The following is a 13,860-nucleotide window of genomic DNA, read 5'->3' on the forward strand; positions in this document are numbered from 1 at the left end:
GTGATGAATCTGCTTTGAACCCTACGCCGGGAAAAAGCAGATTTCAAAATTTACGATAGTCGGGGGTATTCCTGCCCTCGACTTACGTATATATGATTGTATTGATTATTGTTTTTTGTGTTTCGGGGCGCTGACCTTGAACCTTAAATAGACTGAAACCGTCAACTATGAAAAACATCGAACTTCTGGCTCCAGCAAAAGATCTTGAGTGCGGCCTCGCGGCGATAGACTGCGGTGCGGACGCAATATATATAGGCGCGCCGCGTTTCGGCGCAAGAGTGGCTGTCGGAAACAGCCTGGAAGACCTCGCGAGCCTTGCCGGACATGCGCACAAGTATTGGGCAAAGGTATATGTGACCGTCAACACTCTGCTGCGCGATGACGAGATAGACGAAGCCCTGGCTCTGATCTCGCAGCTCTACGATATCGGCATAGACGGACTCATCATACAAGACACCGGCCTGCTCGAGAGCGATCTACCTCCCATCCCGATCATCGCAAGCACGCAGATGCACAATAACACCCCGGAAAAAGTGTCATTCCTTGAAGATGTGGGCATAAACAGGGTGATCCTTGCGCGCGAGCTTGAGCTAGAGCAGATCAAAGCAATCCGTGCAGCGACAAATAACATTGAGCTGGAGTGCTTTGTGCATGGGGCGCTGTGTGTCTGTTACAGCGGTCAGTGCTACATGAGCTATGCCCTGGGCGGGCGAAGCGGCAATAGAGGCGAGTGCGCACAGCCTTGCCGGAAGTCATACAGCCTGGTCGATAACCGGGGAAAGACAATAATCCCCGACAAACATTTGCTCTCGCTCAAAGACCTTAACCTCTCCGAGCACTTATCGGGCCTTATAGAGGCTGGAGTGAGTTCTTTTAAGATCGAGGGCAGGCTCAAGGACAGGTCTTACGTTACCAATGTGGTCTCTTTTTATCGACATAAGCTGGATGAGCTTGGCGTGAAGAGGTCGTCATCTGGCACGAGTCGGATTGATATTCGGCCCGATGTGAACAAGACTTTCAATCGGGGTTACACGACTTACTTCCTGCACGGCCGCGATGAAGATATGGGTTCAATCGAAACGCCTAAGATGGTAGGCGAGCCTGTGGGCAAAGTGACATCGGTGAGCGCGCGCGGGGTGACAGTCGATGCGAATGTCTCTATGCACAACGGCGACGGCATCTGCTTTTTCGATCAATCAGGCGAGCTTCGTGGGAGCGTGATAAACGATGTCCGAGGCAGGACGATTATTCCGAACAAGCTCGACGGCATAGAAAAAGGCACTTATATCTATCGCAATCACGATCATGAATTTCTTATGCGACTGCAGAAGTCTAAGGCCGAAAGGCTTATTGAGGTCTCCATGACTTTGCATGAGACCGATGATGGCCTGAAACTGACTGTATCGGATGAGGGCGGCAACTCGGCTGAGTTTACAATGGCCTGCGAGAAGGTCATTGCGCAAAAGCCGGAACAGGCTGTGGATAATATTCATAAACAGCTCGGCAAGTCCGGTGGAACGATCTTTGCATGCAAGAACGTGAAGCTGGAGATTGACGATATTTACTTCATTCCGATATCGATTTTGAATGCTCTCCGGCGCGGCGTACTGGATGAACTTATCAAAGCGCGTGCGGCAAACAGTCCGATTGCTCACGGGGAAATCATCAGGAACGATGCGCCGTATCCGGGCACGTATTTATCTTATCTGGGCAATGTCCTGAACAGCCGCGCCAGGCAGTTTTATAATCGTCATGGAGTATCTTCTATCGAACCGGCAGCTGAATCCGGCTTGAATATGCATGGCCGCAAAGTTATGACTACTCGATATTGCATCAAACGTCAGGTCGGCCTTTGTGGTTCATCAAAGCGAGTGGTAGAGCCGATGTTTCTTGTCGATTCGGACGGGCATAAACTCGAACTGCGCTTTGACTGCTCCCGCTGCGAGATGGATATCTTGTTCTGCGGTTAAAACCGGTCCGTTCATTATAAGGGCAACGTGCTTATATATATTGTCATTCCGAACAAATGTGAGGAATCTGCTTTGAACCGGAGCGCGAATTGATAGACATAACCAAACTATATTGCGGCAAAGCCACCACCGGCGACGCATTGCGATACGGCAGGGCGAGCCAAAGCGCGATGGCCAGGAAGCCGATTGTGGTGTGGAACTGCACGCGCAGGTGCAACCTCAAGTGCATCCACTGCTATGCCGACTCCGACAACAAAATCTACCCGAATGAGCTTACTTTCGATGAATCTCAGGCTATGATCCACGCCCTTGCGGACTTCGGCGCGCCTGTATTGCTCTTTTCGGGCGGCGAGCCACTGATCAGGGAAGATATCTTCGAGCACGCTGCGCTGGCTAATGAGCTGGGTATGCGGTCCGTAATCTCGACTAACGGCACTCTCATCACGGAGAAGATGGCCAAGCGCATCAAGCAGACGGGGTTCGGCTATGTCGGGATCAGCCTGGACGGCATCGGCGAGCAAAACGATAACTTCAGAGGCAAATCAGGCGCATTCGAGGCGGCTATGCGCGGGTTCGACAACTGCGTGGCCGCCGGTCAGAAATGTGGCCTCAGACTAACGCTTACCCGGCACAACTATGAGCAGCTCGACGCTATATTTGACTTCATCGAGGAGCATCACATTCCAAGGGCGTGTTTCTATCACCTCGTCTACACAGGCCGCGGCAGCTCTATCAAGAAAGCAGACCTTACGCACGAGCAGACAAGATCAGCAGTCGATAAGATCATAGACCGCACTGCCGACTTTTCCCGCCGTGGGCTGAATATCGACATCCTTACTGTAGACAACCACTCCGACGGGCCATATCTGTATATGCGCATGCTCCGTGAAGGATCGAGCAGAGCCGAAGATGTCTTAAAGCTGTTGCGGACCAACGGCGGCAACAGTTCCGGGATAAGCATCGCCTGTGTGGACAACGAGGGCAATGTCCATGCCGATCAGTTCTGGCGGCATTACTCATTCGGCAATGTCCGCGAAAGGGCTTTCGGCGAGATCTGGCATGACACATCCGACACGCTTATGGCAGGTCTCAAAAATCGCAAGCCGCTGCTCACGGGCAGATGCGGCAAGTGCAAGTGGCTGGATATCTGCAACGGAAACTTCCGCGTCCGCGCAGAGGCTGTGCACAATAATACCTGGGCACCAGACCCGGCGTGCTATCTGACTGATGAAGAAACAGGCATTATAAATTAAGAGTTGCTGTTGAACCAAGCACATGGTAAAATCCATACCATGTAAAATCGACAGAGGTATGGCAATGAATGATGCGCAGTTGCTTGAGCGAATAGTAATTAATCCTAAGGTGATGCTGGGTAAGCCAGTTATTAAAGGAACCCGCTTGACGGTCGAGTACATTATCGACCGCCTTGCGCATGACGCATCAAAAGATGATCTGATCGAGGAATATGAAGGACTCGTCCCGGATGATATAAGCGCTTGCCTGCTGTTTGCACGTAAGTCTCTGTCCGAAACGGACTACCTGCCGCTGTTGGCAGAGGCATCATAATGCGGTTCATAGTGGATGAATGCACTGGGCCTGCAGTTGCACGCTGGTTGCGAGAAGAAGGCCACGATGTCTAACAGGCACGTGGAATAGATGACGACGTAGTGCTCGAAAAGGCACATGTCGAAGAAAGAATACTTGTTACCAACGACAAGGACTTTGGTGAAAAAATCTACAGGGATGGCAAGCTCCATAGCGGCATAATTTTGCTTAGGTTGCGCGATCAGAAAGCATCTGCAAAAGTTGCGGCTGTAATGGGACTTCTTACTTACCATTCAAAAAGGATTGAAAATGCATTTGTGATAGTCACTGAAAAAGAAGTGCGTTTCGCAAAACTGCATAATGCTAATCAGTAACCTTACCCAATTACCCCAATTCCACCCCTATCATCTTGCTGGTGTTATATGCCGAGTGTTAAGCGTTGCAATATCACCGATGTGAACAATAACTTGTAATTTCCTGTTGCCTTTCCAAGCTCAGCATGCTAAAGTAGTCAAAGCGCATGAGGTTGTAACTCCAGCCTCTCCGCCAGTGGAATTAATGGCATGTTTGTGTTCATGCCGGTTATTGAGGGGACGAAATGGACAAGCTGAGAATAGGCGTTATTGGAGTATGTGGGCGAGGAAACCTTGCCAACAATTGGAAAGAGAACAGCCGTGCCGAAGTCGTGGCCGGAGTTGATGTAAAAGAAGAAAATTTTGCCGACTTCAGATCACGTTTTGGGGATTCGGTCTTTACGACACTCGACTATCGCGAGATGCTGGACCGCAAGGATATCGATGCAGTAATGATCACCTCGCCTGACTTTATGCACGAGGAGCACGCGGTCGCGGCGCTTCAGGCAGGCAAGCATGTCTATCTTGAAAAGCCCATGGCTATCACCATAGAAGGCTGTGATCACATTATCCGCACAGAAAAAGAGACCGGCAAGAAACTGATGGTCGGGTTCAATATGCGGTGTATGAACATATACCGCACCATGAAAGATGTTGTGGACTCAGGAACAATCGGCGAGATTAAGACCGCATGGGTGCGTCACTTCGTATGGAGCGGCAGCCACTGGTATTTTCACGATTGGCATGCCACAAAAAAGAACTGCACTTCCCTTATGCTTCAGAAAGGCTCGCACGATATCGACATAATCCACTGGATATGCGGGTCATATGCCAAGCGTGTGACGGCATTCGGCGACATGGACTTCTTCGGAGGCGACAAACCCAACGACCTCAACTGCAGAATCTGTGATGAAAAAGATACTTGCTATGCCGAAACTCCGCATTCGGAAAGACTAATACAATGCGCTAAGCGCAAGGAAGTAGATATTGAGGACAACAACTTCCTGCTTATGCAGCTTGAATCGGGCGTAAAGGCAGCTTATCTGGAGTGTCACTTCACTCCGGATGACGAGCGCAACTATGTATTTATCGGGACCGAAGGCAGCGTGGAGTTGTCCGAAAGAGCCAATAAGGTCTGGGTCAAGATTCGCCGCACGAATGACTACCGTGAGCTTTCGGACCGCACATACAAGATCAAAGAAGCCAAGGGATCACACGGTGGAGCTGATCCGGTTATCACTGAAGGGTTCCTGGATTATGTCATCGATGGCAAGGCTCCAATAGCCTCGCCTATTGACGGGCGCATGAGTGTTGCGGCGGGCTGCTGTGGAGCGCAGTCTATGCGAAACGGCGGCATGCCTGTGGATATACCGAAGCTGAAAGTCTAAAAATTCAAACAGGCCCGGCTCATTTAATGGGCCGGGCCGAGCAAACAAACACTAATATTTATACCGTCGTGGGCTCAGCTTTGGACCTGCGACCTCAACTTCACAGATAACGTCTCTTATTCCGGGTTTGAGCCTTAATAATTTTACGATCATATGAAGCTCTGCATGGAGGTCCATATCATCCCCGCCTCTAAGCTTTTCCAGCCTGCCTCGAAGATAGATGATGCCGTGCATCACATGCACATCCAGGCTGCCTAAATCCAACGCCGACCGTTTTGAGATGTCTCGCATAACTTCTCTTGTCATTGCCGAATCGACTACCGTCATCCTGATCGCCCCCCTCCGCGGAAACCCCTGCGAGATAAGACAACTGACGCAAACCGACTCAAGAGCCTGATAGATATTGGAGTATACCACTATTTTCAATAAACGCAAGACATTGGACACATGTATTTTACTGACCAATCAGGATTATTTCTACTGTATAAGTCATTTCCAAGTTCGATGGTTACAAAACATCCGGATCAGGATTGATATGCTGCGGGAATTCCGCTGATTCGCAGCCTTACAACTCTGCACACAACGTCAATTCCCGCAGAATCATATAGTCTTCGTCAGTAAACCACGATATCGTCCTGTTCCCTCGGCAAAATCGCCCGGCATGTCGCACCGGAGATCAGCTCACATGAGACAATTCCGGTCACTGTCACATACTTGCCCAATGCAGGTTCCGATAACGAACCTGAAACGACTCGGATGCTAGTGCCGGACCGGCTATTGATATAGAAATATGTGGATGTCGTGGATGTAACCTTGCCCCATGTGGTCGCCAGCAACCCGATATTGTTAGGTCCGTATGCGCCGGTGATCCCCGGTGTTTGGGCGTTAAGAGCCGTGCCGCCCAGGAAATCGCCTCTTATCCCGAGGGGAGTGGGCGGATCATCCGCAATGCCCATCGGATATAGTTCGGTGCAGTTGATCTGGCGTTCACCATCCGATATCGATATAGGACCAATAACATGCACCAGGTTATCGCGTGTAACTGATGCATTAGATACAACCTTGATGCCGCTTATTCTATCAAGGTCCTCGATGTAGAAGTAACCCGAAAAGACCGCAGTCACGACCTTGCCTGATAGTCCGACCACAGTACCGGCAGACCGGCACTTCGCCTCTGCGACTGTTCCTACTTCCTGTGTCGGCTGATCGTGCAGAGTAACGGCGCATGCGCAGTCCGAGTAGTTGTAAAGTCGTGAATATGTCATCAAACCCTGGCTGCCTGTGTAGAATATTTTCGGAGATAACTGCGGCACAAGGTTGGAAACGAGGGCAATCTTTGGTGACGATGACACTATACCGCCGGCATCGACTGTCGTGTAATATATATCGGAGTTTGCTGAATCGGTTGAGCGGTAGTCTTCCCATACGACTCTGTAGACGGATCCGTCCCAGCATGCGCTCGGGCTGGACTTTGGCTTTGTGCCGCTGTCGATACATAAACCGGATGCATCGAGCAGCGAACCCGCCGTGGAGACGCGGCACCCCGAAATCCTGGTTGAGTCCGACCAAGTGACGAAGTAGTTTCCTCCGCCGTAGCATACACTCGGCGTAGTTTCACTGGTAGTAACCTGCGGCATGGCGATCCCGCCGGCATCCTGCACAGTCCCTGATGAGGTCACGCGCGCGCCGTATATTCGAGCCGAGGAGCGGTAGTCCTCCCACACCACAAAATAATTTGTTCCGTTTGATGCCGCCTGTGGTTTTAGCTGGTTGCCCGTGGCTGTGCTGATTGTCGCCGCAGCAGTGACCGCACCGCTCGATGAGACCACTGCGCCGTATATATCCGTATAGTAATTCGGCGAGACGGCCGATCTATAGTCTTCCCATGCCACAAGGAAGCTGCTCCCGTTTGACGCGGCGCATGGGTTTACCTGATCTTCGGCAGCCGTAGAGATTGACAACGGAGATATGCTTAATTTATTAAGGCCGGAATCAAGAAACCACCCGCGTATGTCCCAATCGGTGGTCGAAAATGTTTCATTGCCCGACCATACCACCAGGTATCTACTCCCATTCCAGGCTATAGACGGTTCAACCTGTTCGCCTAAATAATTTGAAGTGATATTTACCGGTTCATCACAGAGCGGCTCGCCGTCATGGGAAATTCTTGCTGCCATGATGTCGCTGCTTCCGTTTACTGTCTGCGACCACACGACGGCGTATTCGCTGCCGTTATCGGCAACGGAATAGTCATTTTCATCATCGAGCGCCATAGATGTCGTGACTCCGGCGGCATTTTGCACTGATCCGCTGTTTGTGACGAGTGTGGTCAAGGCATCCGAATCGGTTACACTGAAACTGCTCCAACCGGCAACAAATGCGCTGTTCGCGCCGGCCACACACCCGCACGTCGCGCCCGCCATGCCTGTGGATATCGCTATGCCCGACGTGTCGAGTACCGTGCCGCTGGTATTGAGCCTGGCTCCGCGCATTGTCCTGTCCGCGCCCTTTGCCCGCCATGCCGCCAGCAGCCTGCTGCCGTTGTACTCAATGCAGGGCATCTCCTCATCGTCGGTCTGTGTGGATATTGCGATGCCTCCTTTGTCTAAAACGGAAGCTGTGGAACTGATCCTTGCCCCGTAGACATCGGATTCAGACGAGTTTCTGTAATCTTCCCACACGACCATGCATGTAGTGCCCATGGAACAGATACGAGGGTTCATCTGCGCGCCCGGCGCTCCGATCGTGCCCGACGATGTGCATGAGACTAAAATGTCACCGGTCAGGCGGACACCCAGCCTGGACACCCTGCAGCCGTATATATCCGTGTCGCTTGTAGTGTAATTTCTATAATCACTCCACACGACTATATAATTGGTCCCGTTGTATGCCACATCCGGCATTTCGTCATTATTGGTGGTAGTGGAGATTCCGTATCTCTTGCTGATTGTGCTGTCCGAATTGACTTTGCAGCCGTACACATCCAGCGAAGTGCTGATCGTATCTTGCCAGACGACCAGCCAACTGCTCATATCCGACGCGACTTTCGGATAGTATTGACTTGCGGTCGATCCCGACAGGAGTATGCCCTGAGGGTCGAGCACTTCGCCGTTAGGCCGGACTCTGCAGCCGTATATGTGTTGCAGCGAGGAACGCTTATCTGCCCAGACCACAAGATATTCTGTCCCGTTCCAGGCGACATCCGGTGCAAGCTGTTTGCCCGATGACGTGGATATCGGTATGCCGAGCACATCGAGGATTTCGCCGGCCGAACTGATCCTGCAGCCGAATATATCAGAATCGCCCGAACTGCGCGTATCCGACCAGACCGCCAGATAACCATTAGAGCCTGCCGCGATACTTACGGAGTCCTGATTGCCCGGCGCAGCGCCGTATGTCGGGCATACAAGTGTTTCTGAGCCAACCACAGGATCGACCTGGATTGGAAATTTTGCACAAGCCACGAAACTGCATGGGATGCTTATGATTAGACGCCGCCCGCTTATTTTTGGAAGACACTCGAATTTCTTGCCTGCGCTGTCGATTACCGTGACTTTGCCGTATGTAAGGACCACGCGGCCACTGCCGTCGGTAAAGATAATCCCAAATGGAGAGGTCCGAGGAGTGTGTGGAGAATATATCTTGCCTTCTATTACAATATCACCCATGCGGGCTGGCGGTTTATTGATAACCCATGTCTGCTCCACGCCTTTATCCAAGGCGCTGTAGCTTTCGGATATGACGTCGCCATAGTAACAGCAGATTGCGTCATTCGCTGTTTTTACCTCGGGAGCGCGGTTGAATGTAATTCGCTTTTCGCCTAACTGAAGGCAATCGAGCTTATAGCCGAAATCGCTCGTGTGAGATGATTTGCAGAAGTATTGAAATTTATTGCCTGAAAACTCGGCTCTATAGCCGGTATGCCTGAGTGGTTCATTTGCCTGTGCCTGAATGCATAAACAGATAATAGCGGGAAGTAAGGCTAATCGTAACATGTGTTGGTTGTCCTCCTTTGCTGTTGGGCTTACAGGCGCGCGACATTGCGCCCGGCTGCCTGTAATCATATCGAAGTATACCCGTCTGGCTGCCGGGAAAACCCGAGCTATGAATAATTGTATTAATGTAAGAAATAAGCTCAACAATTATTGCGCATGAGTCTGTATTAAATGACGTTAATTATGCCAGCTCAGGCGATATATGGCACGTATCTTGCACGATACAGGGCGTGTGAGTAGGATGTATGACAGGTGCATTCGCTTATTGATGGGCCAGCACAAAATCGTTTGAATCCCTGACAGCTCAGCAGCTAAAGGAGGGCGAAGTCTGATGCGAGCGTTAATAATCGCCGCGATACTGATTGTCTGCTGTACCCCGATGATGTGCCTGCCAATTGGCGCGCAGCAATATAGCGCTCTTGTTCTTGGACAGCCTGTCGATGTCGGCGACCCCAGCGTATGGGCCTATACATTGACAAACTCAAGCACAAGCCTTAGCTATACCGCGTGGCTCTTGGCAATTGAAGTAGACGAATCCACGGATGTTCTCAATGTATCCTCGCCATCGGGATGGATATGTGACACCACGGTGCCGCACTTCATCAGTTGGATGTATTTGACGGACGAGCTTTCTGCCGGCGATACCGAGACCGGTTTTCAAGCCAGGTTCAGTAATGCGCCTGCTTATCAGTCGTGGACGGTGATGTTCAACAATACGGATAACCCGGGAGAAAGCCCGAGTGAGTCTGGTTCTGTGGATACCGCAGTGCCTGAACCGGCAAGCGTGATAGCGCTTATTGTGGGGGTCATATCCCTTGCGGGCGCAAAAATGCGAAGGCGAGTCTAATGTAATGATAGCCCGGTATCAACCGGGCTATCGATAAATTCCCCGGCGTTCTTAAGCAGCCAGTTGAAACCATACAAATTCCATTTCCATCCCTCCATTAATATGAAATGTCGCCGCACATTTAGCAGGATATTATTCGCTGTGGATTTCCTTTTTAGGAGGAGACTGGTAAACCTAACACCAAGGAGCATACAAGCCGATAATATATGTAGAACCCGGTAATCATACGGGCATGCAAAAGAATGAGGGAACTCTCATGCAGGCAATAATATTAGCGGGTGGAAGACCTACACAGCTTCATTGTTATACAACGGACTGTCCAAAGCCGATGGTGCCGTTGTTCGACAGGCCGGTGATGGAGCACACTATAAATCTGCTTCGCAAGCACGGCATAAAGGACATAATCGCTGCTCTTTCGCACGATGCGAAGGACATCATCGAATATTTCGGTGACGGCGCTCGCTGGGGCGTAAAGATGCGCTACTGCATCGAAAACGAGCCTTTAGGGACGGCAGGAGCCGTGAAACAGGCTCGGAATATGATCGACGGCAGGTTTCTGGTCATTCACGGCGATGTCGTGACCGATTTCAACCTTGCCGCCGCAGTCGAGGAGCATGAAAAGTCGTCCGCGATCGCTACAATCCTGCTTGCCGAGACGGATGAACCGACGCAGTATGGCATTGTCGGCTGCGATGAATCGGGAAATGTGATCCGCATTCTGGAAAAGCCCAAGTCTATCGATGCCTTTACGAACATGGTCTCGACAGGCATATATATACTCGAACCCGAAGTGATCAGCTGCATTCCATACGATGTGTCTCGTGATTTTTCCAGGCATGTCTTCCCGGCGATGCTGGCTAATCGCGAGCCGATTAAGGCCCTGACTATGGCGGGGTATTGGTGCGATGTAGGCGATCCGGGTCACTATAGAAATGCGCACTTCGATGCGCTGACGGGTAAATTGAAGCTCGATCTGCCCGCGACGCACATAGGCGAGGGGATATGGATCGGAGAGCGAGTTGTTGTGGACCCGTCAGTCGAGCTGTCGGCCCCTGTCTATATCGGGACGGGAGCCAATATCGGACGAGGCGCAATACTCGGCAAGCGCGTCGTTATCGGTGAAGGAAGCGTGGTCGATGAATACGCGCAGGTCTCACACAGCGTGATTGGGAGTATGTCGTTTGTCGGTCGCAACTGTCGCATCAGCAACTGCATTGTTGGAGGCGGCTACAGTATCACCGAAGGAAACGGTATCTCGGATAAGATGCTGATCTCCGATATCCATTACACGCAGCCGACAGTTGAAAGCTCTCCGACTATCCCGACGGCTCCGTTAAAGAGGAAAATGGAGAGCCGAAAGACAGAATCAGTAAACCAAGTGATTTACGATCTATGATACTTCACAAATTTGGGGCAGGATTTCCGAATCCTGCCCCAGATTTGTTGTTTACGATTCTTCTTTCCAGCACCCGGTTACCTGGTCCTTGCACTTGGCCAGGTCTTCCTCGCTGGAATTTGCGATCTCATGCCCGCGTTCGCATTCCCACCGCACAAACTTCTTTTCGGGAAATGGCAATTTGTGCGAGGTCTGCAGCTTATATCTTGCCCTCATGTGGCGGCATGCGCCTTGTACCGGTTCAATTTCTGTCTGTGCCATAAATGCCCTCCGTTGAGCAAACGTTTCCCGACAGCGTTCTCTAAAACTTGATTCCCAGGTTCAGTTCAGTCTTATATTCCGACTCTTCGGGTATCACAACCTGGTCCTGCATGTATCGCAAATAGTAGCCTGTCAGCGACAGACTAAAATCCGAACCAAGTGAGTGTTCATAGCCAAGAGAATATGTGTTGGATGAGATTTCGGACCCGCCCAATGTGCGCGCGATTTTATATCCCGTTTGCATCTTGCCATGGCCGAATGCCGGAACCTCCAATTTGACCTCGCGCTCATCCGAAAGTGTATCGTCCGAATATTTGTCTTTCGATGTATAATTGGTCATCAGTCCAACGCTGCCGACAGTAAACTTCATGCCCATAGTGGTTGCTTTGTACTTCTGCACACTTCCGCTTGTGTCCTCCGGATTTTCCTGATAGTCTCCGATCAGTTTGACAAAGCTGAACGGCGCCAGCGACAGATTGAGCTTTCTGGTATCGGGAGCGAAATCCTGCTCCATTTGGCGATCACGCAGGCTTCCTGCCATGCTTAAAAACTTCCATGGCGAGGTCATGGCTGCATAGTCGTGTATCGTCAGGATGCCGTCACTGCTCTCAACCTGTTTATATCCGGCAGACATTTTTACGTTGTCAAAAGGTGAGACCTCCAGCGCTGCGCCCTTTGTCTGGGCATCAGTTTCGTTTTCGCCCTTTTGGGAGAACTGTGCAGTGAGTTTAGCGTTCTTGATCGGAGCAGCGGACAGGCTGAAATCTCTCTGATAATTTTGAGCCTCGTTGGCGGTCTTGTTGACTATCTTCCCCTCGACTACGACGTTTTCCACCGGTTTTAGTTTTACACTGAGGTTTGTCGTCGCGCTCTGGCCGCTGGTTTCGGAGTCGGTCTCGGTATATGCCGCTTTGACGTCAACCTGTGAAATCGGAGCGAGAGTGACTGCAGCCGAGACGTCCTGCTGCGCACCGTTAGTTTGCGAATCCTTTTGCGTAACAGTCCCCTGAAGGCTTACACCCTGGACGGCATTTGTCGTCACCGAAGCCTGCTTTGTTTGTATCTGATCGGTCGTTTCGCCCGTCGTTTTGTTTGTGTTTGTCACGCTTAAGGCAGTGCTGGTTTTAGCGCCGATTTTCTGTTCGAGCTGCAGCTTGCTTGTCTCGACAGCGCTTTCATCGGAATCATCAGTCAGGGTGTTGCCGGTCTGAGTGGTAGAATGAGCCATCGAGACCTTTGTAGCGCCTGTCGGAGCATAAGTCATGGTCTGCTCATTGACTCGTGAATAGACGCCCTCGTTTGTACCGGCTGTCTGATCTGCATTTTGAAATTTGAAAGCAGTCTGAAGTTTCCCAAGCCCATAATTGCCGGAAAGACTCATGTTCTGTTGGCCTGATGTCAGTCCATACTGTTTGGAACCGGCAAAATCTTTACCTGCTTTAGCGTATGAGCCGGTCAGCTTTAGTCCGCCCAGATTAGTCGTGTTGCTGAGTTTGAGCGCGGAGCTGTCCATATTGGCGGCTCGATCCGACTCGGTGTCATCGCTCTTTTGACTCATAAGGAATGTCGATTCGACTTTGCCGCCCGACCAGGACTTGTCGCCGCCTACGCCCAAGACCGTGTCGCCGGCTTCGCTGTTGGTCGAGTCTTTTATATAGAGCCCCGTGACATTGAGGTTTGAACTGCCCCTCTGCAAAATGCCGACCGTGAGCGGGACGCTTGTGTTGGTCGAGTTCGATTTCGACTCACTTGTCTTACTATAGGAGACGCGCAAAATAGCATCGTTAAGCACATTTGCGTTGAACGATATCATACCGTTTGCGGAGTCGATATTATAATCGGCGCTTTTGCGCAGAGTCCTGCCGCTCAGGACTACGGTGACGGTATCGGAATTGATCCGGGTCCATGAGAGAAAATAAGGGCCCTTGTTGCCATGTCCGACAATGACGTCCGTTACTATGCCCAGAGCATCGGTCGTGGTGGTATCGGCATAAGAAGGCGTAATATAACATAGCGCCAGTGCCGTTATGGCTATTGCTATGCGCTTGAGGAAGATTATAATGCGAGTCATTCTCCTTCCGCCCTCCTACTTGTTCCTCTATTTT

11 protein-coding genes are annotated in these 13,860 nt (G+C 51.1%); 7 read left to right on the forward strand and 4 right to left on the reverse strand.

The annotated features are described in order from the left end of the window. Positions 1 to 167: 167 nt before the first annotated feature. The 5 genes from ABFD83_08330 (at position 168) to ABFD83_08350 (ending at position 5,256) form a co-directional block, all read left to right on the forward strand. Positions 168 to 1,970 (forward strand): U32 family peptidase, encoded by a 1,803-nt coding sequence (locus ABFD83_08330; GenBank protein ID MEN6357073.1) that lies wholly within the window; start codon positions 168 to 170, stop codon positions 1,968 to 1,970. Between the two features lie 89 nt (positions 1,971 to 2,059). Continuing rightward, positions 2,060 to 3,223 (forward strand): radical SAM protein, encoded by a 1,164-nt coding sequence (locus ABFD83_08335; GenBank protein ID MEN6357074.1) that lies wholly within the window; start codon positions 2,060 to 2,062, stop codon positions 3,221 to 3,223. Positions 3,224 to 3,287: 64 nt separating this feature from the next. Beyond that, positions 3,288 to 3,536, forward strand: a complete 249-nt coding sequence (locus ABFD83_08340; protein ID MEN6357075.1) for a DUF433 domain-containing protein — start codon at positions 3,288 to 3,290, stop codon at positions 3,534 to 3,536. Between the two features lie 86 nt (positions 3,537 to 3,622). Continuing rightward, positions 3,623 to 3,889 carry a DUF5615 family PIN-like protein gene (locus ABFD83_08345; protein ID MEN6357076.1) on the forward strand — a complete coding sequence of 89 codons (267 nt, stop codon included), beginning with the start codon at positions 3,623 to 3,625 and terminating at the stop codon, positions 3,887 to 3,889. Between the two features lie 224 nt (positions 3,890 to 4,113). Next, positions 4,114 to 5,256, forward strand: a complete 1,143-nt coding sequence (locus tag ABFD83_08350; GenBank protein MEN6357077.1) for a Gfo/Idh/MocA family oxidoreductase — start codon at positions 4,114 to 4,116, stop codon at positions 5,254 to 5,256. 51 nt (positions 5,257 to 5,307) lie between these two features. Here ABFD83_08350 and ABFD83_08355 read toward each other — a convergent pair whose 3' ends face one another. Both ABFD83_08355 and ABFD83_08360 read right to left on the reverse strand, forming a co-directional pair. After that, positions 5,308 to 5,583 (reverse strand): hypothetical protein, encoded by a 276-nt coding sequence (locus ABFD83_08355; protein ID MEN6357078.1) that lies wholly within the window; start codon positions 5,581 to 5,583, stop codon positions 5,308 to 5,310. 287 nt (positions 5,584 to 5,870) lie between these two features. After that, entirely contained in the window at positions 5,871 to 9,251 is a 3,381-nt protein-coding gene (locus ABFD83_08360) for a hypothetical protein (protein ID MEN6357079.1), read from the reverse strand. A gap of 331 nt (positions 9,252 to 9,582) precedes the next feature. On the opposite strand from ABFD83_08360, the gene ABFD83_08365 reads away from it, so the two are divergent. Together ABFD83_08365 and ABFD83_08370 are read left to right on the forward strand one after the other, a co-directional pair. Then, entirely contained in the window at positions 9,583 to 10,098 is a 516-nt protein-coding gene (locus ABFD83_08365) for a PEP-CTERM sorting domain-containing protein (protein MEN6357080.1), read from the forward strand. Between the two features lie 256 nt (positions 10,099 to 10,354). Beyond that, the gene (locus ABFD83_08370; protein MEN6357081.1) at positions 10,355 to 11,494 is read left to right on the forward strand and encodes an NDP-sugar synthase; all 1,140 of its coding nucleotides are present in this window, start codon (positions 10,355 to 10,357) and stop codon (positions 11,492 to 11,494) included. A gap of 51 nt (positions 11,495 to 11,545) precedes the next feature. Here ABFD83_08370 and ABFD83_08375 read toward each other — a convergent pair whose 3' ends face one another. Continuing rightward, entirely contained in the window at positions 11,546 to 11,755 is a 210-nt protein-coding gene (locus ABFD83_08375) for a hypothetical protein (GenBank protein ID MEN6357082.1), read from the reverse strand. A 40-nt stretch (positions 11,756 to 11,795) separates the two neighbouring features. Further along, positions 11,796 to 13,826 carry a hypothetical protein gene (locus ABFD83_08380; GenBank protein MEN6357083.1) on the reverse strand — a complete coding sequence of 677 codons (2,031 nt, stop codon included), beginning with the start codon at positions 13,824 to 13,826 and terminating at the stop codon, positions 11,796 to 11,798. Positions 13,827 to 13,860: the final 34 nt, after the last annotated feature.

This window comes from Armatimonadota bacterium, assembly GCA_039679645.1.
GTDB lineage: Bacteria > Armatimonadota > UBA5829 > UBA5829 > UBA5829 > UBA5829.